This window comes from Sphaerotilus natans, from assembly GCF_900156335.1.
Lineage (GTDB): Bacteria > Pseudomonadota > Gammaproteobacteria > Burkholderiales > Burkholderiaceae_C > Sphaerotilus > Sphaerotilus natans.
In genome coordinates, this window is sequence record NZ_FTMZ01000006.1 from 23,857 (window position 1) to 45,939 (window position 22,083).

General features: G+C 73.0%; 21 protein-coding genes. 13 read left to right on the forward strand and 8 right to left on the reverse strand.

Annotation, left to right across the window (positions count from 1 at the left end):
- Positions 1-4 precede the first annotated feature (4 nt).
- From BW996_RS07305 to BW996_RS07340, 8 genes are all read right to left on the reverse strand, one after another.
- Positions 5-517: a MarR family winged helix-turn-helix transcriptional regulator gene (locus BW996_RS07305; protein WP_051631919.1), complete on the reverse strand. Its 513-nt coding sequence runs from the start codon at positions 515-517 to the stop codon at positions 5-7.
- A 78-nt stretch (positions 518-595) separates the two neighbouring features.
- Positions 596-1,624 carry a Bug family tripartite tricarboxylate transporter substrate binding protein gene (locus BW996_RS07310; RefSeq protein ID WP_037481678.1) on the reverse strand — a complete coding sequence of 343 codons (1,029 nt, stop codon included), beginning with the start codon at positions 1,622-1,624 and terminating at the stop codon, positions 596-598.
- 11 nt (positions 1,625-1,635) lie between these two features.
- On the reverse strand, positions 1,636-3,048 hold the full coding sequence (locus BW996_RS07315) for a M20 family metallopeptidase (protein WP_037481681.1): 1,413 nt from the start codon (positions 3,046-3,048) through the stop codon (positions 1,636-1,638).
- Between the two features lie 139 nt (positions 3,049-3,187).
- Positions 3,188-4,105, reverse strand: coding sequence for a LysR family transcriptional regulator (locus BW996_RS07320; protein ID WP_037481684.1), 918 nt, complete (start codon positions 4,103-4,105; stop codon positions 3,188-3,190).
- 51 nt (positions 4,106-4,156) lie between these two features.
- Positions 4,157-4,936, reverse strand: a complete 780-nt coding sequence (locus BW996_RS07325) for an ABC transporter ATP-binding protein (RefSeq protein ID WP_175619096.1) — start codon at positions 4,934-4,936, stop codon at positions 4,157-4,159.
- Positions 4,933-6,711 (reverse strand): branched-chain amino acid ABC transporter ATP-binding protein/permease, encoded by a 1,779-nt coding sequence (locus BW996_RS07330; RefSeq protein ID WP_076458832.1) that lies wholly within the window; start codon positions 6,709-6,711, stop codon positions 4,933-4,935. The genes BW996_RS07325 and BW996_RS07330 overlap by 4 nt, the downstream gene beginning before the upstream one ends.
- 86 nt (positions 6,712-6,797) lie before the next feature.
- The gene (locus BW996_RS07335; RefSeq protein WP_037482286.1) at positions 6,798-7,847 is read right to left on the reverse strand and encodes a branched-chain amino acid ABC transporter permease; all 1,050 of its coding nucleotides are present in this window, start codon (positions 7,845-7,847) and stop codon (positions 6,798-6,800) included.
- A 37-nt stretch (positions 7,848-7,884) separates the two neighbouring features.
- Positions 7,885-9,048, reverse strand: coding sequence for an ABC transporter substrate-binding protein (locus BW996_RS07340; RefSeq protein WP_037482289.1), 1,164 nt, complete (start codon positions 9,046-9,048; stop codon positions 7,885-7,887).
- A gap of 333 nt (positions 9,049-9,381) precedes the next feature.
- Between BW996_RS07340 and BW996_RS07345 the strand changes: the two genes are divergently transcribed.
- The 13 genes from BW996_RS07345 to BW996_RS07405 all read left to right on the forward strand — a co-directional run bounded on the left by BW996_RS07345 (position 9,382) and on the right by BW996_RS07405 (position 22,058).
- The gene (locus BW996_RS07345) at positions 9,382-10,566 is read left to right on the forward strand and encodes an acyl-CoA dehydrogenase family protein (RefSeq protein WP_051631953.1); all 1,185 of its coding nucleotides are present in this window, start codon (positions 9,382-9,384) and stop codon (positions 10,564-10,566) included.
- A gap of 38 nt (positions 10,567-10,604) precedes the next feature.
- Positions 10,605-10,988, forward strand: coding sequence for a hypothetical protein (locus BW996_RS07350; RefSeq protein WP_051631954.1), 384 nt, complete (start codon positions 10,605-10,607; stop codon positions 10,986-10,988).
- Between the two features lie 11 nt (positions 10,989-10,999).
- Positions 11,000-11,575 carry a nuclear transport factor 2 family protein gene (locus BW996_RS07355; RefSeq protein WP_241461976.1) on the forward strand — a complete coding sequence of 192 codons (576 nt, stop codon included), beginning with the start codon at positions 11,000-11,002 and terminating at the stop codon, positions 11,573-11,575.
- A 46-nt stretch (positions 11,576-11,621) separates the two neighbouring features.
- Positions 11,622-12,908, forward strand: coding sequence for an aromatic ring-hydroxylating oxygenase subunit alpha (locus BW996_RS07360; protein WP_051631955.1), 1,287 nt, complete (start codon positions 11,622-11,624; stop codon positions 12,906-12,908).
- A gap of 62 nt (positions 12,909-12,970) precedes the next feature.
- Positions 12,971-13,447: an aromatic-ring-hydroxylating dioxygenase subunit beta gene (locus BW996_RS07365; protein ID WP_037482291.1), complete on the forward strand. Its 477-nt coding sequence runs from the start codon at positions 12,971-12,973 to the stop codon at positions 13,445-13,447.
- A gap of 14 nt (positions 13,448-13,461) precedes the next feature.
- Entirely contained in the window at positions 13,462-14,229 is a 768-nt protein-coding gene (locus BW996_RS07370) for an SDR family NAD(P)-dependent oxidoreductase (RefSeq protein WP_037482294.1), read from the forward strand.
- An 11-nt stretch (positions 14,230-14,240) separates the two neighbouring features.
- Positions 14,241-15,224 (forward strand): PDR/VanB family oxidoreductase, encoded by a 984-nt coding sequence (locus tag BW996_RS07375; protein ID WP_037482295.1) that lies wholly within the window; start codon positions 14,241-14,243, stop codon positions 15,222-15,224.
- Between the two features lie 17 nt (positions 15,225-15,241).
- Positions 15,242-15,763 carry a flavin reductase gene (locus tag BW996_RS07380; RefSeq protein WP_037482298.1) on the forward strand — a complete coding sequence of 174 codons (522 nt, stop codon included), beginning with the start codon at positions 15,242-15,244 and terminating at the stop codon, positions 15,761-15,763.
- Positions 15,764-15,801: 38 nt separating this feature from the next.
- The gene (locus BW996_RS07385; RefSeq protein ID WP_037482300.1) at positions 15,802-16,803 is read left to right on the forward strand and encodes a Bug family tripartite tricarboxylate transporter substrate binding protein; all 1,002 of its coding nucleotides are present in this window, start codon (positions 15,802-15,804) and stop codon (positions 16,801-16,803) included.
- A gap of 25 nt (positions 16,804-16,828) precedes the next feature.
- Entirely contained in the window at positions 16,829-17,848 is a 1,020-nt protein-coding gene (locus tag BW996_RS07390) for a ketopantoate reductase family protein (RefSeq protein ID WP_037482365.1), read from the forward strand.
- 64 nt (positions 17,849-17,912) lie between these two features.
- Complete coding sequence (locus BW996_RS07395) at positions 17,913-18,686, forward strand: class II aldolase/adducin family protein (RefSeq protein ID WP_206539513.1); 774 nt, start codon at positions 17,913-17,915, stop codon at positions 18,684-18,686.
- 11 nt (positions 18,687-18,697) lie between these two features.
- Positions 18,698-20,044, forward strand: a complete 1,347-nt coding sequence (locus BW996_RS07400) for an amidase (protein ID WP_081838122.1) — start codon at positions 18,698-18,700, stop codon at positions 20,042-20,044.
- The gene (locus BW996_RS07405; protein WP_051631956.1) at positions 20,004-22,058 is read left to right on the forward strand and encodes an ATP-dependent helicase; all 2,055 of its coding nucleotides are present in this window, start codon (positions 20,004-20,006) and stop codon (positions 22,056-22,058) included. The genes BW996_RS07400 and BW996_RS07405 overlap by 41 nt, the downstream gene beginning before the upstream one ends.
- Positions 22,059-22,083: the final 25 nt, after the last annotated feature.

The window sequence follows — 22,083 nt, forward strand, 5'->3', positions numbered from 1 at the left end:
CCGATCAGTCGGCATCGCCCTCGCTCTCGCCGGAGGGCGGGCGCCCGGCGGCCACGTCGGCATGGCGCGGTGACAGGTTGTCCAGGATCTGGTGCAGCGATTCGTTGAGCCGGCGGATCTGCGTCGGCGTCAGGCCCTCGAAGCTGCGCTGGAAGATGTGGCGGGTGGCGAGCTGGCCGCGCTCGATGGCCTGGCGGCCCTGCGCCGTCAGCGTCACCACCGTGACGCGCGCGTCCAGCTCGGAGGTCGCGGTGTCCACCAGGCCCTCGGCCTTCATGCGGTAGACCAGCTTGGTGACGGTGGAGAGCTTGGCGATGGCATGCAGCGAGATCTCCGACATGCTGCTGGTGCCGCGCTCAGCCAGGATCAGCAGCGCCCGCCAGCTCGGGATGTCCAGCCCGATGGGCTTGAGCGCCCGCTCCATCTCCATCGTGTAGACACCGTAGACCCGGGCCAGCCAGTAGAGCGGAAACTCCTCCTTGACGAAGTCGGGGCTGTCGGGACGGTGGCGGGGCATGGCGGGCGATCGGACGGGCAGGCGCGCTGCGGGGCACCGATGCTAGCGCACCCGCCCGCCCGCGCCTCACTCCGCGCCTCACTCCGCGGCGATGCCCGCGCGGTGCGCCAGCGCGCGGTAGCGCGCCGTCTCCTCCTCGATGCGCCGGCGGGTGCTGGCGGCATCGACGAACTGCGGCTCCATCGCCTGCACCTGGAGCTGCTCACGCAGCGCCGGCCGAGCCAGCGCCGCACGCAGCGCCTGCTCCAGCCGGGCCGGCGCCCCCTCGGGCAGCTTCGCCGGCACCGCCAGCGCATACCAGGCCTCGAAGGCCGCCTGCGGCAGCTTCAGCTCGGCCACGCTGGGCACGGCAGGCAGCGCCGTGGCGCGGTGTGCGCCCAGCACCGCCAGCGCCCGCAGCCGACCGGCCCGGATCAGCGGCGCGGCGGCCGCCACCGTGTCGATGCCCAGCTGCAGCTCGCCGCCCACCAGGCCGGACAGCGCCGGCGCGCTGCCCTTGTACGGGATGTCCTGCAGCTTCACGTCCGCCGCCAGCCCGAGCAGCGCGCCGGCCAGATGCGGCGCCGAGCCGCTGCCGAAGGTGGCGTAGTTGAGCTGGCCCGGGCGGCGACGCGCCTCAGCCAGCAGATCGCCCAGCGTGCGCCACGGCGAGCTGGCCGCCACCAGCAGCACCAGCGGCGCGCTCGCCACCGTGGCCACCGGCAGCAGGTCCTGGCCGATGCGGTAGGGCAGCTGCGCGCGCAGCGCCGGGTTGACGGTGAAGGTGCTCGATCCCGACAGCAGCACGGTGTGGGCGTCGGTGGCACGCGCCACCGCCTGCGCGCCGATCACGGTGGCGCCGCCGGGGCGATTCTCCACCACCACCGGCTGGCCGAGCTCGCGCGCCAGTTCCTGGCCCAGCGCCCGGGCGACGATGTCGGTGCCGCCGCCCGGCGCGAAGGGCACGACCAGCTTGAGGGTCTGCGTCGGCCAGGCGACGGTGGTGGCGGTGGCGGTCGGGGCGGCGACCGCGGCCACCGGCCCCAGCGTCGCCACGCAGGCCAGCCCCAGGCGCGACAGCAGCGCACGACGCGGCATCACGGAGACAGTGCGGTTCGGGTTCGACATGCTCGATCCTTTCATGACAGCGTCGATGCGGTCGGCCAGGGCGCCTGCCCCGGCTCGCCCAGGTCCCACAGCAGGCCGGCCATCAGGCGCAGGCCCTGGCGCATGGCGGGGGCGAGCAGATGCTCGTCAGGCGCGTGCTGGTTGCACGAGGGATGCGAGTGCGGCACCCACAGCGTCGGCAGCCCCAGCAGGTCGGCGAAGACCTCGTTGGGCAGCGAGCCGGCCAGATTGGGCAGCACATGCGGCGCCTGGCCGGTGCTGCGCTGAATCGATCCGGCCGCCCAGCGCACCCAGGGCGCGTCGGGCGACATGCGCGTGGCCGCGCCCGACAGCGTGACCTCGACCTCGATGTCCGGCAAACCCTGCTCGGCCAGATGCTGGCGCACGATGGCGACCAGGTCCTGCCAGGGCGTGCCGGCGATGAAGCGCAGCTGGCAGTGCGCCACCGCCTCGGGCGGGATGGCGTTGACCGGCCGCTGCGGCGAGCCCGCGCCCAGCGCCAGGACTTCGAGCGTGTTGGTCGCCATCAGCCGCTGCGCCGGGCTCAGCGCGGTCTCGCCCCAGCCGGGATCGATGACCGGATCGGCCGGGCCGCCGCCGATGGGCACCTCGGCCAGCGCGGCCAGCACCGCCGGCGGCACCTCGGGCGCCCGCAGCGCCGCCACCTTCAGCCGCCCCTGCCCGTCCACCATCGAGGCGATCGCCGCGGCCAGCACCGTGGCCGGATTGCGCAGCACCCCGCCCCAGTTGCCGGAATGGCAGCCGCGCTCGCGGCAGCGCAGCCGGAGCGTGAAGTTGACCGCGCCGCGCGAGCCCAGGAACAGCGTCGGCCGCCCGGCCTGCACGCGCGGCCCGTCGCTCGACAGGAACAGATCGGCGCGCAGGCGTTCACGCTCGCGCTCGCAGAAGGCGCGCAGCCCCGGCGAGGCGGCCTCCTCGCCCATCTCGACCAGCCAGGTCAGGTTGAAGCCGAGCCGGCCCCCCCGCGCCTCGAGCACCGCCGCCAGCGCGCCCAGGTTGAGCGTGTGCTGGCCCTTGTTGTCCGCGGTGCCGCGGCCATACCAGTGGTCGCCGTCGATGGCGAGCCGCCACGGGTCGCGCCCGGCGCCCCAGCGCCCGGCCTGGCCCGAGACCACGTCGCCGTGGCCGTAGCTCAGCACCGTCGGCAGCGCGGCGGACTCGACCCGGCAGGCGCTGAGCAGCGGCGGCGCCCCGGCCACCGGGTTGTCATGCAGCCGCACCTCGAAGCCCAGCGCCTCCAGCGAAGGCCGCATCTCGTCGCGCAGGTAGTCGCGCAGCAGCCCGTCAGGCGGCTGGCCGGCATCGCTCTCGGTGGCCAGCGCCACGCGCCGGGCCAGGTCCTGACGGCAGCGGCCGTCGTCCAGGTAACGCTCGGCCAGGGCGAGCGCGTCATCGCGGGTCATCCGACATTTCTCCTTGCGAAGCCAGGGAACACCGGGCCACTGTGCCGCGCGCCTGCAGTGCCGCAAAGCATGGATTTTCGAAGCCTGCATTGCCGTTCCAGCAAGGCATTGACGCCCCGGACGGCGCCGCCGCAGCGCGTCAGTCGGCCGCGCCCTCGGCCAGGCGCTGGCTCAGCTCGTCGAGGAAGCTGCGCGCGGCCGCCGGCAGCGTGCGCCCGGCCAGGGTCTGCAGCTCGATGTCGCGCAGGTCCAGGCCGCGGTCGCGCACGGGACGCACGACCAGACGGCCCTCGGCCAGCAGCGGGCGCACCGACTGCAGGCCCGCCAGCGTCGCGCCGCCGCCCGCACGCACGAAGGCCAGCAGCGCCGCCAGCGAGCCGCTCTCCAGCACCGGCTCGATCAGCAGCTGCTGGCGGCTGGCCGCCAGGTCGATCAGCTGGCGCAGCGTGGTGTCGGGCGGAGGCAGGGCCAGATCGTGGCCGGCCAGGCGCGCCAGCGTCAGCGTGCGCGCCGCCGCCAGCGGATGATCGGCCGGCAGCACCGCCACCACCGTCGAGGGCTGGCGGTGCACCACCACGATGTCGGGGGCCGGCGCGCGCGAGAAGGTCAGGCCCAGGTCGGCCGCGCCCTCGCGCAGCCGCTCGGTGACCTGGGCGGCGGCCATCACCTGCAGCTCGAAGCGGATCTGCGGATGTTCTCGGCGCCAGGCGGCGATCAGCGGCGGCAGGAAGGCAGCAGCCAGGCCCTCGGTGGCGGCGATGCGCACCCGGCCCCGGCGCAGGCCCTGCAGCGCCTGGATCTCCTCGACGGTGCGCTCGGCGTCCAGCCCGGTGCGCCGCGCGTGGGCGGCCAGCAGCTCGCCGGCGGCGGTCGGCACCATGCCGCGGGGCTGGCGCTCGAACAGCGGCACGCCCAGCGTCTCCTCCAGGCCCGCGATCTGCCGGCTCAGCGCCGACGAGGCCACATGCAGCCGCGCCGAGGCCTCGGCCAGCGAGCCGCAGCGCACCACCTCCAGGAAGTAGCGCAGCGCGGTGTCCTGCAATCGCCTCGCGTTCATCGTCGTGGCCCTCGCCGTCATGGGGACGGCGATGATACGGGCGCGCCCGGCTCAGGCCGCCAGCCGATCCTGGTGGCTGCCGCCGTGGCCGAGGTAGGCGGCGACCACCTGCGGATGGCCCTCCAGCTCGGCCGCCGGCCCGGAGAGCACCACCTGGCCGAGCTCCAGCACATGCGCGTGGTCGGCCACCCGCAGGGCCGCGCGGGCGTTCTGCTCGACCAGCAGCACCGCCACGCCACGCTCGCGCAAGCCGGCGATGATGCGAAACAGGTCGCGCACGATCAGCGGCGCCAGCCCCAGGCTGGGCTCGTCGAGCATCAGCAGGCGCGGGCGGCCCATCAGCGCGCGGCCCACCGCCAGCATCTGGCGCTCGCCGCCCGACAGCGTGGCGGCGGCCTGGCCGGCGCGCTCGGCCAGGCGCGGGAACAGCGCCATCACCTCGTCGAGCGCACGGCGCTGCTCCGGCACGGGCTGTGCCCGAAAGCGATAGCCGCCCAGGCGCAGGTTGTCGAGCACCGACATCGACGCGAACAGCGCGCGCGTCTCGGGCACCAGCGCCAGGCCGCGCCCGACGCGGCGCTCCACCGCCAGCGTCTGCACCGCCTCGCCGGCCAGGCGGATGGTGCCGCCACGCGCCGGCAGGCTGCCCATCAGCGCGTTGAGCAGCGTGCTCTTGCCCGCGCCGTTGGGGCCGATGACGGTGACGATCTCGCCGGCGCGCACCGTCAGGCTCACGCCCGAGAGCGCCTCGACGCGGCCATGCGCCACCGACAGATCATCGACCTGCAGCAGCGGCTCGCCGGCGGGGTTCGGGGTCGAGGGGGTGTTCACAGGTCGGCTCCCAGGTAGGCTTCGAGCACCTTCGGGTGCTGGCGGATCTCGTCGGGCAGGCCCTCGGCGGCCTTCTCGCCGAAGACGACGACGACGATGCGGTCGGACAGGCTCATGACGAAGTCCATGTCGTGCTCGACCAAGAGCACCGCCAGGCCCTCCTCCCGCAACCGGCCCAGCAGCGCGGCCAGCGCCTGCTTCTCCTGCAGCCGCAGGCCGGCGGCAGGCTCGTCGAGCAGCAGCACCGCCGGATCGGCGCACAGCGCGCGGGCGATCTCCAGCAGGCGCTGCTGGCCCAGCGCCAGGCTGCCGGCAGGCCGGTCGGCCCAGGCGCCCAGGCCCACGCGATCGAGCTGGCGCCGCGCCTCGGCGCGCAGGCGGGCCTCTTCGGCGCGGTCCAGCCGCAGCGCGCTGCGCAGCAGCCCGGCCGAGCCGCGCAGGTGCGCGCCGATGGCCACGTTGTCGAGCACGCTCATCGTCGGCAGCAGCTTCACATGCTGGAAGGTGCGCGACAGGCCGCGCGCGGCGATCCGGGCCGGCGTCAGGCCGGTGCTCGGGCGGCCGAGGAAGCTCACCTCGCCCGAGGTCGGCCGGTCCACGCAGGACAGCAGGTTGAACAGCGTGCTCTTGCCCGCGCCGTTCGGGCCGATCACCGCCAGCACCTCGCCGGCCTTCAGGTCGAAGCTCAGGTCGCGGTTGGCCACCAGGCCGCCGAAGCGCCGGGTCAGGCCGCGCGCCGACAGCACCACCTCGCCGCGCGCCGGCAGCGTGCGCCGGGGCAGCGGCGTCGCACCCGCCTCGGCCGTGGCCGGACGGGCCGGCTTCGGCCAGCGGGCCGCCACGAAGCCCCACAGCCCTTGCGGCGCGCGGTGCATCAGCACGATCACCAGCAGGCCGAAGACGATGGCCTCGTAGTTGCCGCCCTGCCCCAGCAGCCCGGGCAGCCAGTCCTGCAGCAGATCGCGCACCAGCGTGACCACCGCCGCCCCGGCCAGCGCGCCCCACAGGTGGCCGACGCCGCCGATCAGCGCCATGAACATCACGTCGATGCCCGCACCGACGCCGAAGGGCGCCGGGCTGACGAAGCGCTGCTCGAAGGCATAGAGCCAGCCCGACAGACAGCCCAGCAGCGCCGACAGCGCAAACACCGCCATCTTCATGCGCAGCACCGGCACGCCCATCGACGCGGCCATGGCCTGGCCGCCGTCGAGCGCGCGCATCGCCCGGCCGCTGCGCGAGTCCAGCAGCTGGTGCGCCAGCACCATCGCCAGGCCCAGCACCGCCCAGATCAGCCGCGCCATGTCGGCCGGTGCCTCCAGCCGCCACGGCCCCAGCGTGAGCATCGGCAGACCGGTCAGGCCGGTGTGGCTGCCCAGCGCCTCGCTGTTGCCGAAGACGTAATAGAGCGCCAGGCCCCAGCAGATGGTGCCCAGCGGCAGATAGTGACCGGACAGGCGCAGCGTCAGTGCCCCCAGCACCAGCGCCACCGCCAGCGTGAGCGCCAGCGCCACCGGCAGGGCCAGCCAGGGCGATCCGGTCAGCCACGCCAGGCCTTCAGGCAAGGCCGGCCCGCCCAGCGTCAGCACCGCGGCGGTGTAGGCGCCCAGGCCCACGAAGGCCGCCTGGCCGAAGCTGGTCATCCCCCCGACGCCGGTCAGCAACACCAGCCCCAGCGCCGAGAGCGCCGATAGGCCGATGTGCGACAGCAGCGTCACCTGGAAGCTCGGCAACCATGGCAGCACCGCCAGCAGCACGAACCACAGCAGCAGCGGCATCAGCGGCCGCCAGACCGGCACAGCCACCAGGCCGGCGTTCGTGTCGAGCGTTCCGCCCAGGCCGCGCAATGCGGCAACGATCGTGTTCATGCGTGTTCCTCCTCGCGATGACCGGCGGCGAGCGAGCGCCACAGCAGGATGGGCAGGATCAGCGTGAACACCACCACCTCCTTCCAGGCGCTGGCCCAGAAGGTGGAGAAGGCCTCGATCAGACCGACGCCCAGCGCGCCGGCCGCGCCCACCGGAAAGCTCGCCAGCCCGCCGACCACCGCCCCGACGAAGCCTTTCAGGCTGATCAGGAAGCCCGAGTCGTAATAGAGCGTGGTCACCGGCGCGATCAGCACGCCCGAGAGCGCCCCGATCAGCGCCGCCAGCGCGAAGCTGGTGCGCCCGGCCGCGGTCGGCGAAATGCCCATCAGCTGCGCGCCCAGCCGGCTGACCGCGGTGGCCTGCAGCGCCTTGCCCGCCAGCGTGCGCTCGAAGCCGACATACAGCGCGGCGATCAGGCCGGCCGTGACCGCCAGCACCCAGAGCGTCTGCGCCTGCAGCCGCACCGCGCCCAGCTCGAACACCGCCTCCGAGAACGGCCGGGTGCGCGCGCCCTCGGCGCCGAACATCATCAGCGCCAGGCCCACCAGCACCACATGCAGCGCGATCGAGACGATCAGCAGCACCAGCCCGTGCGCCGAGGCGATCGGCCGGAAGCACAGGTCATAGAGCCACGGTCCCAGCGGCACCACCAGCAGCAGCACGATGACCACCTGCAGCAGCTGCGGCGCCTCGCGCAGATCGACCGCGTGCAGCAGCGCCGCCAGCGCCAGGGCGCCGGTCAGCTCCAGCCCGTCGCGCCAGGACAGCGGCGCGACCTCGGGCCGGCCGCGCCCGCGCAGCGCCTCCACCAAGCGCAGCAGCAGCCGCAGGCCCGCCAGCCCGAGCAGCAGCCACACCAGCCGCAGCGGCTGGCCAGCTTGCATCGCCGCCATGCTCATCGCGCCGAAGGTGACAAATTCCCCCTGGGGCACCAGCAGCACCCGGGTGACCGAGAAGACCAGGACGATGGACAGGGCCAGCAGCGCGTAGATCGCCCCGCTGGTCACCCCGTCCTGCCCCAGCAGCAGGGCGATCTGGGTGTTCATGACATGCTCCGTCGTGTCCGCCGTGTCCGCCGCGCCATCACTTCAGCAGCGTCCACTGGCCGTTCTTCACGGTGATCAGCTCGCGACCGCGCTCGTCGAAGCCGCTGTGGTCGGCCGGGCTCAGGTTGTAGACGCCCTGGGTGGCGGGCAGCTCGCGGATCTGCTCGACCGCGTCGCGCAGCGCGCTGCGGAAGGCCGGCGTGCCGGGCTTGCCCGACTTCAGCGCGGTGGGAATGGCCGCCTGCAGCATCAGACCGGCGTCATAGACGTTGGCACCGAAGGTGGCGGGCTTGCTGCCGTGCAGCTTCTCGTAGTCGGCCACGTACTTCGCGGCGATCTTCTTGGTCGGGTGGCTGTCGCTCACCTGGTCGAGCACCAGCATCGCGCTGGCGGCCAGCACCGTGCCCTCGACCTTGCGCCCGCCCAGCTTCAGGAAGTCGGGCAGCGCCGCGCCGTGGGTCTGGTAGACGCGGCCTTTGTAGCCCTGGTCGAACAGCGTGGTCTGCGGCAGCACTGCGGAGCTGCCCGGCGCGGCGATCAGCACCGCCTCGGGCGCGGCGGCCAGCACCTTGAGCCCCTGCGCGGTCAGCGAGGTGTCCTGGCGCTGGAAGCGCTCGGTGGCGACGATCTTCAGGCCCGACTTCTCCGCCAGCGCGCTCGCCACCTTGAGCCAGTTGTCGCCGTAGGGGTCGGCGGTGCCGATGAAGCCCAGGGTCTTCACCTTGGCCGCGACCATGTGCTGCACCAGCGCGCGGGCAATCAGGTCGTCGTTCTGCGTGGTCTTGAAGACCCACTTCTTCTTGTCGTCCATCGGCAGCACCACGGCGGCGGTGCCCACCGGGGCGAACATCGGCACGCCGGCCTCGGCGGCGAACTGGATCACGCCCATCGCGTTGGGCGAGCCGCTCGGGCCGATGATGGCATCCACCTTCTCCTCGTTGATCAGCTTGCGGAAGGCCGCCACCGAGGCGGTCGGATCGCTGGCGTCATCCAGCGCGATGTACTGCACCTTCTGTCCGGCCACTTCGGTGGGCAGCAGCGGCACGGTGTTCTTCTGCGGCTGCCCCACCAGCGCGATCGGGCCGGTCGAGGAGGTCACCACCCCGACCTTGATCTGGGCCTGCGCCACGCCGGCGCTCAGGGTCAGCGCCGTGGTCGCGGCCACAGCAGAGACGACTCGGGAAAAGGTCGGGAACGTCATGGGCAAAGGGCTCCGTTGAAGGGCGTCGGTCAAGCGGATCCGGCGGACGGACCGCCGGTCGGAAAGCGTTGGCAGGGATACAGCAGATTGCGTGCCAATTCACATTTTTATCTGCTTGAAAATTCCAGCATATAGACGCGCACGAGGCCGATGTCCATGCCAATAAATGCGCATCAACCGTCCAAACAGGTGCACTTTGCGCCAGTATGCAGCGTTATCACAGCGGGTTTGCACCAACTTTGACCGACCGCAGATCAGCAAAAAATTAGTTGACGATTCACGTTTTATTTCGCTATCGTCTGGCCCATCGCAAGCCCGAACGGAGCCCATTGCATGAGCGTCCTGACCCCCATCGCCGCGCTGGCGACCGCCTCATCGGATCCCACGCCGCCGGCCCTGGCCCCCCTCTCGCCCGACCTGCTGCTGAGCGACATCCGCCGCCGCCGCGAGGAGTTCACCCGGCTGCAGCAGATCGCCCCGGACGTGATCGGGCAGTTCCGCCGCCTGGGCGTCTACCGCGCCCTCGTCCCGAAGGCCCTGGGCGGCGACGAGAAGGGGCCGCGCGAGTTCTGCGAGCTGGTCGAGACCATCGCGCAGGCCGACGGCTCGGCCGGCTGGGTCGCCAGCTTCGGCATGGGCGTGACCTACCTGGCCGCGCTGCCGCCGGCGACGCTGGCGGCGATCTACGCCGAAGGCCCTGACGTGGTCTTCGCCGGCGGCATCTTTCCGCCGCAGCGCGCGCCGAAGGTCGCCGGCGGCTTCGAGGTCAGCGGCCGCTGGGCCTGGTCCAGCGGCTGCACCGGCGCCGACGTGATCGGCGTCGGCATCGCGCCGGTCGAGGGCGACAAGACCGCGCTGCCGCGCATGGCGGTCATGCCGCGCGAGAAGGTTCAGATCGAGCGCGCCTGGAACGTCACCGGTCTGGTCGGCACCGGCAGTCATGACGTGGTGGTGGACCGGGTGGTCGTGCCGGAGGACTGGACCTTCGTGCGTGGCAGCCGCTCGCAGCGCATGGAACCGATGTTCCGCTACCCCACGCTGGCCTTTGCGGCGCAGGTGCTCAGCGTGGTGTCGCTGGGCATCGCCCGCGGCGCGATCGAGGAGCTGCGCCGGCTGGCGGTCGATCGCCCCTCGGTGACCGGCGCGCCGCGTCTGGCCGACCGGCCGCAGGTGCAGATCGAGCTGGCCCGCGCCGAGGCGCAGCTGCGCTCGGCCCGCGCCTTCTTCTTCGACGCGATCGACGAGGCCTGGGACAGCCTGCTCGCCGGCGACGAGGTGAGCCCGGAACAGACCCGGCTGCTGCGGCTGTCGGCCACCCACGCCGCGCGCACCGGCGCCGAGGTGGCGCGGGCCATCCAGATGCAGACCGGCATGACCGGCGTCTACCACGACAGCCCGATCTCCCAGCAGGTGCGCGATGCGCAGGTGCTGACCCAGCACGCCTTCATGGGCGACATCACCTACCAGAACGCCGGCGCGATGAGCTTCGGCCTGGCCCCGCTGCCGGGATTTCTCTGACCCCCCGCCGACCCGAACCCGACTCCAGGAGCCCCGACATGGCGATCCGCACCCTTTTCTGCATCGGCATCAACCAGAACTTCTTCGACGCCACGCCCGAGGAGGCCAAAGACGTCTGGCTGGCCTTCGGCAGCATGATGAACGGCATCGCCGCGCTGCCCGGCGTGACCGTGCTAGGCAACATGGACGACGACCAGAGCATGGTCGGCCCCTCCACCCAGTGGCCCTGGACCTGCTACGTGCTGGCCGACGTGCCGGATCAGGCCACCGTCCACGCGGCCTGCAACCTGTTCCGCACGATCGTCGTCGGCCAGGGGCCGTACAAGCTGTGGAAGTACGCCAAGGTCGAGGCCCGCATGGGCCGCGAGCTGGTGGTGCCGCCGCACCTGCTGCCGCCGGCCGCCGCCCCCGCGCAGGCCTGAGGCCCGCCGCCATGAGCGATCTCGCCCCCCTGATGTCGCGCCTGGACGCGCTGCAGGCTCGCCTGCAGCGCTTCGAGGACGCCGAGGCGATCCGCGCCTGCGTGCTGCGCTACATGGCGCTGTGCGACCGGCTCGACGCCACGACGCCGATGGACGCACTCGGCGACTGCTTCACCGAAGATGCGGTCTGGGCCGGCAAAGGGGCGCGCTATGGCAGCGCCTTCGGCGGTCACCAGGGCCGCGCCGCCATCGTGGCGATGCTGGGCCGCTACCGCGGCTCGATGCCCGGTGACGGCGAGACGCCGGTGCGCGCGCCGCACTTCAGCTTCAACGCGCATTTCCTGTGCAACGAGCAGATCCAGGCCACCGGCGCGGACACCGCCACGGCGGCGTGGCAGATGCTGCAGACCTCCAGTTTCTCGGCGGGTGGCTCGCACCTCAACGCCGCGCAGCTCCAGCTGCAGATGCGCCGAGACCACGACGGCGCCTGGCGCATCGCCCGCTTCGAGACCGAGAACCTGCTGAGCCGCCCGGTGACGGGCTGGCATGCCGAGGCCGCCCTGCCGGTGCCCGCGCGCCACGACTGATCGCGCGCCGCGCCCGCCCCACACCGAACGCCTTTCGAGAACCGACATGAACGCACCGATCTCCCCCATCACCTTCCAGCGCCCGAGCCGCGACCACGGCGAGCTGGTGCGCACCGACCGCGTCCACACCAGCCTCTACACCGACCCGGCCATCTTCGACGCCGAGATGGACAAGATCTTCCGCAACTGCTGGGTCTGGGTCGCCCACGAGAGCGAGCTGCCCGAGCCCGGCAGCTTCAAGACGCACTGGGTGGGCATGGAGCCGGTGATCGTCAGCCGCGACCGCAAGAACCAGATCCACGTGCTGCTCAACCGCTGCCGCCACCGCGCCGCCACCGTCTGCGAGCACAAGAAGGGCAAGACCGCCAGCTTCGTCTGCCCCTACCACGGCTGGGCCTACGCGCTGGACGGCCAGCTGCGCGGCGTGCCCTTCCCCGAGAGCTACGGCGACTGCCTGGACAAGGGCGAGTTCCCGCTGGTCAGCCTGCGCGTGGAGACCTACAACGGCATGGTCTTCGCCACCTTCCGCGAGGACATCGCGCCGCTGGTGGACTGGCTCGGCCCGGCGAAGAAGTGGATCGACCTGTTCATGAAGCAGGCCGGCGGCTATCCGGTGAAGGTGGCCGGCGAGCACCGCTTCCGCTTCCCCGGCAACTGGAAGATCCAGCTGGAGAACACCACCGACGCCTACCACTTCCCGCTGGTGCACAAGAGCTTCCTGAGCTCGATCGACGAGCAGACCAAGGAGGTCTTCGACTTCGTCAAGGGCCCCGGCTATGTGGAGGACCTGGGCAACGGCCACAGCGTGATGGTGATGATTCCGCAGCTGGTCGATCTGGAAGAGAACCTGGATGCGCCCATCCCCGAGCGCTTCGAGGCGCTGGCCGAGGCGCTGCGCCAGGAAGGCCATGACGAGCAGCAGGTGCGCCGCCTGGTGCGCGCCGTCGGCGGCACGGGCTTCAACCTGAACCTCTTCCCCAACATCGCCTGCTCGATGGCCTTCTTCCGCGTGCTGCAGCCGGTGTCGGTGAACGAAACCGAGATCCACCACGCGGCCATCGTGATGGACGGTGGCCCGGCCGCCGCCAACCAGGCCCGGCTGCGCCTGCACGAGCATTTCCAGGGCCCGATGGGCTTCGGCACGCCCGACGACAGCGAGGCCTGGGAGCGCGTGCAGCAAGGCGCCAAGGCCGGCCGCGACCTGTGGATCCTGGTCAACCGCGGCCTGCCGGGAGAGCGCCTGACCGAGGACGGCCTCGCCAGCGACGTCAGCGCCGAGACCGGCATGCGCGCCGCCTACCAGCAGTGGAAGAAGCTGATGACGGCCGAGTGAGCGCCGCCGCGCCGCTTGCGTCTCATGCCCCTCCCCACCGAACCGTTTTCCCCCCTGCTGCCATGAACCTTCCTCTGCTGCAAAGCCTCACCGCCTTCGTCTGGGCCGAGGCCGACATGCTCGACCACCATGAATACGGCGCCTGGCTCGACCTGTGGTCGCCCGCCGGCACCTACATCGTGCCGATCGACCCCGAGGCCACCGACTTCGACAACACGCTGAACTACGCGCACGACAACACCGCGATGCGCAGCGCCCGCGTGGCGCGGCTGACCAGCGGCGAGTCGGTCTCGACCCAGCCGATGGCGCGCACCGTGCGCAACGTCTCGCGCCTGCGGGTGCTCTCCGACGACGGCCTCACCGTCGTGCTGCGCGGCGTGCAGGACCTGCACGAATTCCGCAAGACCCACCGCCACCAGTACACCGCCGACGTGACCTGGACGATGGCGCGCAACGGCGAGGGCTGGCGCATCGAGCGCAAGGTGCTGCGCCTGATCAACTCGACCGACGCCCTGGCCGGCATCGGCTTCATCCTCTGAGGCGGAGTGCAGCGATGACGAGCCTCGGCACCCTTTCTTCCTCCCCGGTCGCGCTGGTCACTGGCGCCGGCACCGGCCTGGGCCTGGCCATCGCCACCGAGCTGCACCGCGCCGGCCACCGCGTGCTGCTGACCGACCGCGACGGTGCGGCCGTGGCGGCCGCTGCGGCCACGCTGGACGCGGATGGCCAGACCGCAGCCGGCCTGGCGCTGGACGTGCTCGACAAGGGCGCCTTCGAGGCGGCGCTGGCCTGGCTGGCCGAGAGCGGCTGGGGCGTGCCGCGGGTGCTGGTCAACAACGCCGCGCTGACGATGACCACGCCGGTCATGCAGATCAGCCCGGAGGAGTTCAGCCGCGTCACCGACGTGAACCTGCGCGGCTGCTTCCTGGGCTGCCAGGTCATCGGCCAGGCGATGGCGGACGCCGGCTTCGGGCGCATCGTCAACGTCGCTTCGCTGGCCGGGCAGAACGGCGGCACGGCCTCGGGCGCGCACTACGCCGCCAGCAAGGCCGGGATCCTCACGCTGACCAAGATCTTCGCCCGCGCGCTGGCCGCCCAGGGCGTCACCGTCAACGCGGTGGCGCCGGGGCCTCTGGACCTGCCCTCGGTGCACGCGATGGTGCCGGCCGACAAGCTCGCGCAGATCGTCCAGACCATTCCGGTGCAGCGCCTGGGTGACCCGCGCTTCATCGCCAAGGCCGTGGTCCTGCTCGCCGACGAGGGTGCGGCCAGCGTCACCGGCGCCGCCTGGGACCTCAACGGCGGCCTCTTCATGCGCTGAGAAGGAAGACCATGAACACCGAACTCCTCGACGTCATCGTGCGCGCGCCGGCGCTGCAGGGCCAGGGCGTGGCCGTCTTCGAGCTGGAAGATGCCGCCGGCCGCCCGCTGCCAGCCTTCACCGCCGGCGCCCATATCGATCTGCACCTGCCCGGCGGCCTGGTACGGCCCTATTCGCTGTGCGGCGACCCGGCCGACACCCGCCGCTACCGCCTGGGCGTGCTCAAGGACCCGGCCTCGCGCGGCGGCTCGCAGGCGGTGCACCAGCACCTGCTGACCGAGGGAACACGCCTGGCCATCGGAGCGCCGCGCAACCATTTCCCGCTGGAAGAAGCTGCGCCGCACAGCGTGCTGATCGGCGGCGGCATCGGCATCACGCCGATGCTGGCGATGGCCTGGCGGCTGCACGCGCTGGGCGCCTCCTTCGAGCTGCACTACTGCGCCCGCAGCCGCACCCAGGCCGCCTTCCTGGGCGAGCTGGAGGCCGCGCCCTGGGCCGCGCGGGTGCAGCTGCACTTCGACGACGAGGGGGCCGGTGATCCGGCCGCTGCGCTGAACCCGCAGGCCCGGCTGAAGGCCGCCCCGGCCGGCAGCCACGTCTACGTCTGCGGCCCCAGCGGCTTCATGGACTGGGTGCTGACCGAGGCCGAGGCCGCCGGCCTGCCCGCCGCGCAGCGCCACCGCGAGTACTTCAGCGCGCCGGTGGCGGCCGCGCCCGAAGGCGGCGAGCGCGCTTTCGAGGTCGAGCTGCGCCGAAGCCGCAAGACCGTGCAGGTCGGCGCCACCGAGTCGCTTCTGGCGGCGCTGCGCGGCGTCGGCGTGAAGGTGGCGGTCTCCTGCGAGGAGGGCGTCTGCGGCACCTGCGCCTGCACCGTGCTGGAAGGTGAGCCCGACCACCGCGACGCCTACCTCACCGACGAGGAGAAGGCCGACAACGACCAGATCCTGGTGTGCTGCTCGCGCGCGCGCTCGGCCCGCCTGGTGCTGGATCTCTGATCTCCACGGAGCCTGACATGAGCGATCTTCCTGCGCCCGTCTCCACCGAGGCCTTCCGCAGCGGCCTGTCACGCCTGGCTGGCGCGGTCACCGTCATCACCACGGCCGGCCCGGCCGGCGCGGCCGGCTTCACCGCCAGCGCGGTGTGCAGCGTGACCGACAGCCCGCCCACCGTGCTGGTCTGCATGAACCGCAGCAGCCACGCGCACCGATTCTTTGCTGCCAACGGCGTGCTGTGCGTCAACGTGCTGGCCGCCGCGCAGCAGGAGGTCTCGGCGCGCTTTGCCAGCCGCGACATCCCGATGGACGAGCGCTTCGCGCGCACGCCCTGGCAAGCCCGCGCCAGCGGCTCGCCCGGCCTGAATGGTGCGCTGGTGCAGCTCGACGGCCGCATCGTCGCCACCCACGAGGTCGGCACGCACAGCGTCTTCATCGTCGAGCTGGTCGAGATCCGCCTGGATGCGAGCGACACGCCCGCGCCGGCTGGCCTGGCCTATTTCGACCGGCGCTATCACGCGCTGGGCGCCGCCGCGGCCTGAGCCCGGCCCCCTCTCGCCACCCGCTGCAGGAGCCTTCGATGGACGACATCCCTTCCCGTCTCTCCCGCCGCCACGCGCTGGGTGCGCTGGGCAGCGCCGCGCTGCTGGCGACCTGGCCGGCAAGCAGCCGCGCCCAATCGGCATCGACGGCCACCCGTCTGCTGGTGGGCTTTCCGCCCGGCGGCACCGCCGACGTGCTGGCGCGCGCGCTGCAGACCCGGCTGCCTCACGGCGACGCGCCGCTGATCGTCGAGAACCGCCCCGGTGCCGGTGGCCGGATCGCGGTGAGTGAACTGAAGAACGCCCCGGCCGACGGCCGCACGCTGATGGTCTCGGCCGATCCGATCCTGACCATCTACCCGCATGTCTTCCCTCGGCTGCCCTACAGCACGCTGACCGACGTGGTGCCGGTGGCGCCGATCGCCTCCGAGCCGGTGGGGCTGTGCGTCGGGCCGATGGTGCCCGCGGGCGTGCGCACGCTGGCGGACTTCCTCGCCTGGTGCCGCCAGCACCCCAAGGAGGCGGTCTACACCACCGCCGCGGCCGGCACGACGATGCACTTCGTCGGCAGCCAGCTCGGGCACGCCAGCCAGGTCGATCTGCTGCATGTGCCGCACCGCGGCGGCGCGGCGGCGGTGCAGGACGTGATGGGCGGCCAGATGGCCAGCACCGTCACCTCGATGAGCCTGGCGATGCCGCACCTGGGCAGCGGCCGGCTGCGCGCGCTGGCGGTGGCCAGCCCGAAGCGCTGGAAGCGCCTGCCCGAGGTGCCGACCTTCATCGAGTCCGGCTTTCCGGCGATCCGCGCCGAGGTCTATTACGGCACCTACCTGCGCGCGGGCACGCCCGCCGCGCAGATCGAGCAGTGGCACCAGGCGATCAGCACGGTCACCCGGTCCGCACCGCTGCTGGCCCAGCTCGAACAGCTTTCCCTGGATCCGATGACGCTGCCGCAGCGCGACTTCGCCGCACTGGTGCGCGCCGATCTGGAGCGCTGGGGGCCGGTAGTGCGCGCCAGCGGCTACAGCGCCGACGACTGAAACCTCACCCTGCATGACGATGACGATGCTCTCTCCCTCCACGCCGCAGCGCCTGCTGGTGGCCGGCGCCGGCGCGATCGGCTGCACGCTGGCGGCCCGGCTGGCCGCAGCCGGCCACACGGTCGAGCTGCTGGCGCGCGGCGCCACGCTGCAGGCGCTGCGCCAGCATGGCCTGCAGCTGGACGACCTCGACGGGCACTGGCGCACGCCGGTGAAGGCGCTGGCCGAGCCCGGTGCCATCGCCGACGTGATCTTCCTGTGCAGCAAGTCGCAGGACCTGCCGGCGCTGGCCGCGCAGGTGCAGCCGGCGATCGGCGCGCAGACGCTGATCGTGCCGCTGGTCAACGGCGTGCCCTTCTGGTTCTTCCACGGCGCGGGCGGACGCTTCGACGGCCGCACGGTGCACAGCGTCGACCCCGGCGAGCGCCTGGGCACGCTGCTGCCGCTGGCGCAGGTGCTCGGCGCGGTGGTGTTCGTCACCGCCGAGGCCGAGGCGCCGGGCCGGGTGCGCTCGCGCACGCCCCACCTGCTGATGCTGGGCGAGCCCGCCGGCGGCATCAGCCCGCGGCTGCAGGCGCTGTGCGCGCTCTTGGCCGACGCCGGCATCGAGGCCCGCCCGCTCGAGCGCATCCGCGACAAGCTCTGGACCAAGCTGATCGCCAACCTGACCTCCAACCCGCTGTCGGTGGTCACCCGCACGACGCTGGCGCAGATCTACAGCGACCCGGTGCTGCTCGACACGGTGCGCGCGGTCATGCACGAGGCGATGCTGGCGGCCGCCGCCCACGGCGCGCGGCTGGAGATCGACCCGATCGAGTTCCTGCGCCTGGGCGCGGGCATGGGCGCGGTGCGCACCTCGATGCTGCAGGACTTCGAGCGCGGCCGCCCGCTGGAGCTGGCGGCCATCGGCGACGCCATCGTCGAGCTGGCCGAGCTGTACGCGCTGCCGATGCCCGCCACCCGCACGCTGCTGGCGCAGACCCGCTGGCATGCCGCCCGCCGCGCCGCCGACACCGCCCCGGCCTGCGCGCTGAAGGCCGCCTGAGCGCGGCCTCGCGGCAAGCCCCACCCCCACGACCGACCCACGACCCCGAACCGGACCCCACGCCATGGACATGCACCCTGCCCCGACGGACCTGCTGCCCGCCCACCGGGACGCCACCGAATGGGCGCTGCGCCAGCAGCTCGCCGACTGCTACCACCTGGTCGATTTCTTCGGCTGGACCGAGACCATCTTCAACCACATCTCGGCGCGCCTGCCCGGCACCGAGCACTACCTGGTCAACCCCTTCGGGCTGAACTACGACGAGGTCACGCCGGAGAACCTGATCAAGGTGGACGTGAACGGCCGCAAGGTCGAGGACTCACCCTTCGACGGCAATCCGGCGGGCTTCGCGCTGCACGGCGCCATCCACGCCGCGCGCGCCGACATCCACTGCGTCATCCACACCCACACCACCGCGGTGTCGGCCATCGCGCTCAAGCGCGCCGGCTTCGGCCATGACGACTTCTACGGCGCGCAGCTCACCGGACGCGTGGCCTACCACGACTTCGAGGGCATCACGCTGTTCGCCGACGAGAAGCCGCGCATGCTCGCCAGCCTCGGCGCCGACAAGCACATCCTGGTGCTGCGCAACCACGGTGTGGCGGTGGGCGAGATGGACATCCCGCGCACCTTCTTCCTGCTGTGGACGGTGCAGCGCGCCGCCGAGATCCAGGGGGCCGCCGGCAGCATTCCGGGCGACAACGTGGCGCTGCCGCGCACGATCAGCCAGCGCTGCGCGGACCTCACGCAGCAGCTCATCCACGGCAACGACTTCGCCGAGAAGTTCTTCGCCGCGATGGTGCGCCAGATGCGTGCGCGCCAGCGCCGCCTGGGCTGAGGCGGCGTCCGATGATGACCCGCCACGAGATGCCCGGCGCCCTGGCGCTGCGGGCGCAACTGCGCGAGGGCCGCTGCAGCGCCCGCGACATCGTGCAGGACCATGTCGCGCGCATCGAGGCGCTCGATCCGGCGATCCACGCCTGGCAGGCCTTCGACGCGCGGCTGCCGCTGGCGCGGGCGGACGCGCTCGACGCTGCGCCCGGCGGTGCAGCGGCGCAGGGACCGCTGGCCGGCCTGCCCGTCGGCCTGAAGGACCTGATCGACACCCGCGACTGGCCGACCGGCTTCGGCTCGGCCGTCTTCGCCGAGCGCCGCCCGGCCGAGGACGCACCGCTGGTGCGCCAGCTGCTCGCGCTGGGCGCGGTGCCGATGGGCAAGACGGTCACCACCGAGTTCGGCTATTTCCAGCCCGGCCCGACCGCCAACCCCTGGAACCCGGCGCACACGCCCGGCGGCTCGTCGAGCGGCTCGGCCGCGGCGGTGGCCGCCGGCATGGTGCCGCTGGCCTTCGGCACGCAGACCGCCGGCTCGCTGATCCGGCCGGCGTCCTACTGCGGCGTCTGGGCGCTGAAGGCCACGCACGGCCGGCACGGGCTCGTCGGCGTGCAGGGCCTGTCGGAATCGCTCGACACGCTGGGCTGGATGGCACGCAGCGCCGACGACCTAGAGCTGCTGCGCGCCGCGCTCGACGGCGAGCCCTGGCGGCCACTGCCCGAGACCGCGCCCCGCCTGGCCTGGAGCCGCACCCGCGAGTGGCCGCTGATGCAGCACGGCGGCGCCGCCGCCTTCGAGGCCGGCATCACGCGGCTGGCGCAGGCCGGCGTGCTAGCGCGCGAATGGTGGCCGCCGGACCCGCTGGGCGGCCTGTTCGAGGCCCAGAAGACGATCATGGCGCACGAGGCGGCGCAGCATCTGGCTGCGCTGCTCGCGCAGCACGGGCCGCACTTGAGCGCGCCGCTGCGCCAGCTGCTCGAGCACGGCACGGGCCTGGGTGCGGCCGAGGTCGCCGCCGCGCAGGCGCTGGCTCGCCAGGGCCGCGAGGTGCTGGACGCGCTGCTGGGCGAGGTGGACGCGCTGGTGGCACCGGCCGCGCCCGGCGAGGCACCGGCCGGGCTGCAGGCCACGGGCGACCCGGCCTTCAGCCGCGTCTGGAACCTGCTCGGGCACCCGTGCGTCAACGTGCCGGGCCTGCTCGGTCCGCAGGGCCTGCCGGTCGGGCTGCAGCTCGTGGGGCGGCGCGGGGCGGCGGGCGAACGCGCGCTGCTGGCCGCGGCAAGAACGGTGGGGGAGATCATTCATGGGATGATTTCCGGGCATGAGTGCCGCCCCCCGATCACCCGCCCCGCTGGCCCCTGACGACGCCGAGGACGCCGCCGCCGCCCGCGACCGCATCGCCCAGGCCGAACAGGCGCTGCGTGCGCTGCTGGACCCGGGCGATGCCGTGCTGACGGCGGCGCTGCACGAGCCGGCCCACGCCCTGCTGCAGGCGCTGCAGCAGCTGCGCGATCAGGATCTTCTGCCGGGCTCGGCCACGCACCGGGCGCTGCAGCAGCGCCTGCTCGGCCCCCTGACGCCCGTGCAGCGCACGCTGGTGAGCGCACCGGACCACGGCCACCAGCTGGTGCTGGCCGGACCGGGCTCGGGCAAGACGCGGGTGATCGCGCACCGCATCGCCTGGCTGCTGCAGGCGCGGCAGGTGCCGGCGCGCCAGATCGTCGCGCTGGCCTTCAACCGGGGCGCCGCGGCCGAGCTGCGCCAGCGCCTGCACGCCCTGGCCGGCGAGCCCGCACGCGGCGTGACCGTGCTGACCCACCACGCGATGGCGCTGCGGCTGATCGGCCGCCCGCTGGCCGACAGCGAGCACGAGGGCGTGCCCATCGATTTCGCCCGCATGCTCGACGAAGCGGTGGCCTTGCTGCAGGCCGAGCCCGAGCGGCCGCGCCCGACCCATCTGTTCGTCGACGAATACCAGGACATGAGCCCGGCGCAGTACGCGCTGGTGGGCGCGCTGGCCGGACCACGCACCCAGCTGATGGCCGTCGGCGACGATGACCAGACCATCTACGGCTTCGGCGGCGCCAGCATCGAGTTCATCCGGCGCTTTTGCGACGACTACGCGCCGGTCCGCACCACGCTGCTGCTGGAGAACTTCCGCTCGACCGCGCCGATCCTGGCGGTGGCCGAGCGGCTGATCGCGCCGGTGACCGAGCGCATGAAGGGCGCGGATGCCCCGGTGCGCCGCGCCGCATCGCGCCAGGACGAGCCGCCAGGCGCGCCGGTTCGGCTGATCGACGCGCCCGCCGACGCCGGCCTGCAGGCCGCGCGGGTGCTGGACGAGGTGCGCCGGCTGCTGGCCGAGGACGCCGCGCTGCGTCCGGGCGAGATCGCGGTGCTGGCGCGCACCCGGCGCAGCCTGGCCGCGGTGCAGGCGCTGTGCCTGCTCGAGGGCCTGCGCTGCGAGGTGGCGCCGCGCCCGCAGGCCACCCACCGGCTGACGGTGCTGCACACCCGCGAGGGCCGGCGGCTGCTCGATCTGCTGGAGCGGCCCGGCGTGGCGCATCGTCGCGCCGCCGCACCGATGCGCTGGGCCGGCCTGCAGGCGCGCCACCGCCCCAGCCACCCGATCTGGCAGGACCTGCTGCTGCTGGCCACCGAGCTGGCCCAGGTCGCGCCCGCACGCGCCCGCCCGGCCGAGCTGATCGAGCAGCTGCACACGCTGGCCCGCGAGCCGCGCCGCGCCGCCAGCCCGCAGGCGCTGCGCCTGATGACCGCCCACGCCGCCAAGGGGCTGGAGTTCCGCCATGTCATCGTCATGGATGGCGACGACTGGCTGGCCGGCGACGACGAGCGCCGCCTGCTCTATGTCGCCGCCACCCGCGCGGTCGAGACGCTGGTCCTGATGCGCGCACGCCCCTCGCGCCACGGCCTGATGGACGACATCGGGCTGGAGGCGCTGCAGGAGACGGGCGGACTGGCGCTTCTGGCCGAGCTGAGGCCGGCGACCCCGCCGGGCACGGCGTCAGCGCACCGGCGCATGCTGCCGGTCAGCCCGGCCGACATCGACCTGGGGCACGCCGGGCGCATGCCGCCGGGTCATGTGCTGCACACGCGGCTGGCACGGCTGGAGGCCGGCGACCCGGTGCGGCTGATCGGCCGGCGCATCGAGAACGCCCGCGGCGAGTGGGTCGGCCAGCTCTCGCGCCGGGCCGGGGGGCTGGAGCAGCGGGCGCGGGCGCCCGGCCTGCCCGGCCGGGTCACCGCGATCCTGGTGCGCCAGCGCGCGCAGGCCAGCGAGGCCTTCCGCGCCGACCTGCACTGCGAGCGCTGGGAGGTGCCGCTGATCGAGGTGGTGGTGGACACGCCGGACTGAGCCGCGCGCCGGCGCCGACCGACCG

Bases quoted from the DNA above. Each gene is read 5' to 3' on its own strand.
- BW996_RS07305 (WP_051631919.1), bottom strand. From the start codon at position 517: ATGCCCCGCCACCGTCCCGACAGCCCCGACTTCGTCAAGGAGGAGTTT.
- BW996_RS07310 (WP_037481678.1), bottom strand. From the start codon at position 1,624: ATGTCGAACCCGAACCGCACTGTCTCCGTGATGCCGCGTCGTGCGCTG.
- BW996_RS07315 (WP_037481681.1), bottom strand. From the start codon at position 3,048: ATGACCCGCGATGACGCGCTCGCCCTGGCCGAGCGTTACCTGGACGAC.
- BW996_RS07320 (WP_037481684.1), bottom strand. From the start codon at position 4,105: ATGAACGCGAGGCGATTGCAGGACACCGCGCTGCGCTACTTCCTGGAG.
- BW996_RS07330 (WP_076458832.1), bottom strand. From the start codon at position 6,711: ATGCCGCTGCTGCTGTGGTTCGTGCTGCTGGCGGTGCTGCCATGGTTG.
- BW996_RS07335 (WP_037482286.1), bottom strand. From the start codon at position 7,847: ATGAACACCCAGATCGCCCTGCTGCTGGGGCAGGACGGGGTGACCAGC.
- BW996_RS07340 (WP_037482289.1), bottom strand. From the start codon at position 9,048: ATGACGTTCCCGACCTTTTCCCGAGTCGTCTCTGCTGTGGCCGCGACC.
- BW996_RS07345 (WP_051631953.1), top strand. From the start codon at position 9,382: ATGAGCGTCCTGACCCCCATCGCCGCGCTGGCGACCGCCTCATCGGAT.
- BW996_RS07350 (WP_051631954.1), top strand. From the start codon at position 10,605: ATGGCGATCCGCACCCTTTTCTGCATCGGCATCAACCAGAACTTCTTC.
- BW996_RS07355 (WP_241461976.1), top strand. From the start codon at position 11,000: ATGAGCGATCTCGCCCCCCTGATGTCGCGCCTGGACGCGCTGCAGGCT.
- BW996_RS07360 (WP_051631955.1), top strand. From the start codon at position 11,622: ATGAACGCACCGATCTCCCCCATCACCTTCCAGCGCCCGAGCCGCGAC.
- BW996_RS07365 (WP_037482291.1), top strand. From the start codon at position 12,971: ATGAACCTTCCTCTGCTGCAAAGCCTCACCGCCTTCGTCTGGGCCGAG.
- BW996_RS07370 (WP_037482294.1), top strand. From the start codon at position 13,462: ATGACGAGCCTCGGCACCCTTTCTTCCTCCCCGGTCGCGCTGGTCACT.
- BW996_RS07375 (WP_037482295.1), top strand. From the start codon at position 14,241: ATGAACACCGAACTCCTCGACGTCATCGTGCGCGCGCCGGCGCTGCAG.
- BW996_RS07380 (WP_037482298.1), top strand. From the start codon at position 15,242: ATGAGCGATCTTCCTGCGCCCGTCTCCACCGAGGCCTTCCGCAGCGGC.
- BW996_RS07385 (WP_037482300.1), top strand. From the start codon at position 15,802: ATGGACGACATCCCTTCCCGTCTCTCCCGCCGCCACGCGCTGGGTGCG.
- BW996_RS07390 (WP_037482365.1), top strand. From the start codon at position 16,829: ATGCTCTCTCCCTCCACGCCGCAGCGCCTGCTGGTGGCCGGCGCCGGC.
- BW996_RS07395 (WP_206539513.1), top strand. From the start codon at position 17,913: ATGGACATGCACCCTGCCCCGACGGACCTGCTGCCCGCCCACCGGGAC.
- BW996_RS07400 (WP_081838122.1), top strand. From the start codon at position 18,698: ATGATGACCCGCCACGAGATGCCCGGCGCCCTGGCGCTGCGGGCGCAA.
- BW996_RS07405 (WP_051631956.1), top strand. From the start codon at position 20,004: ATGAGTGCCGCCCCCCGATCACCCGCCCCGCTGGCCCCTGACGACGCC.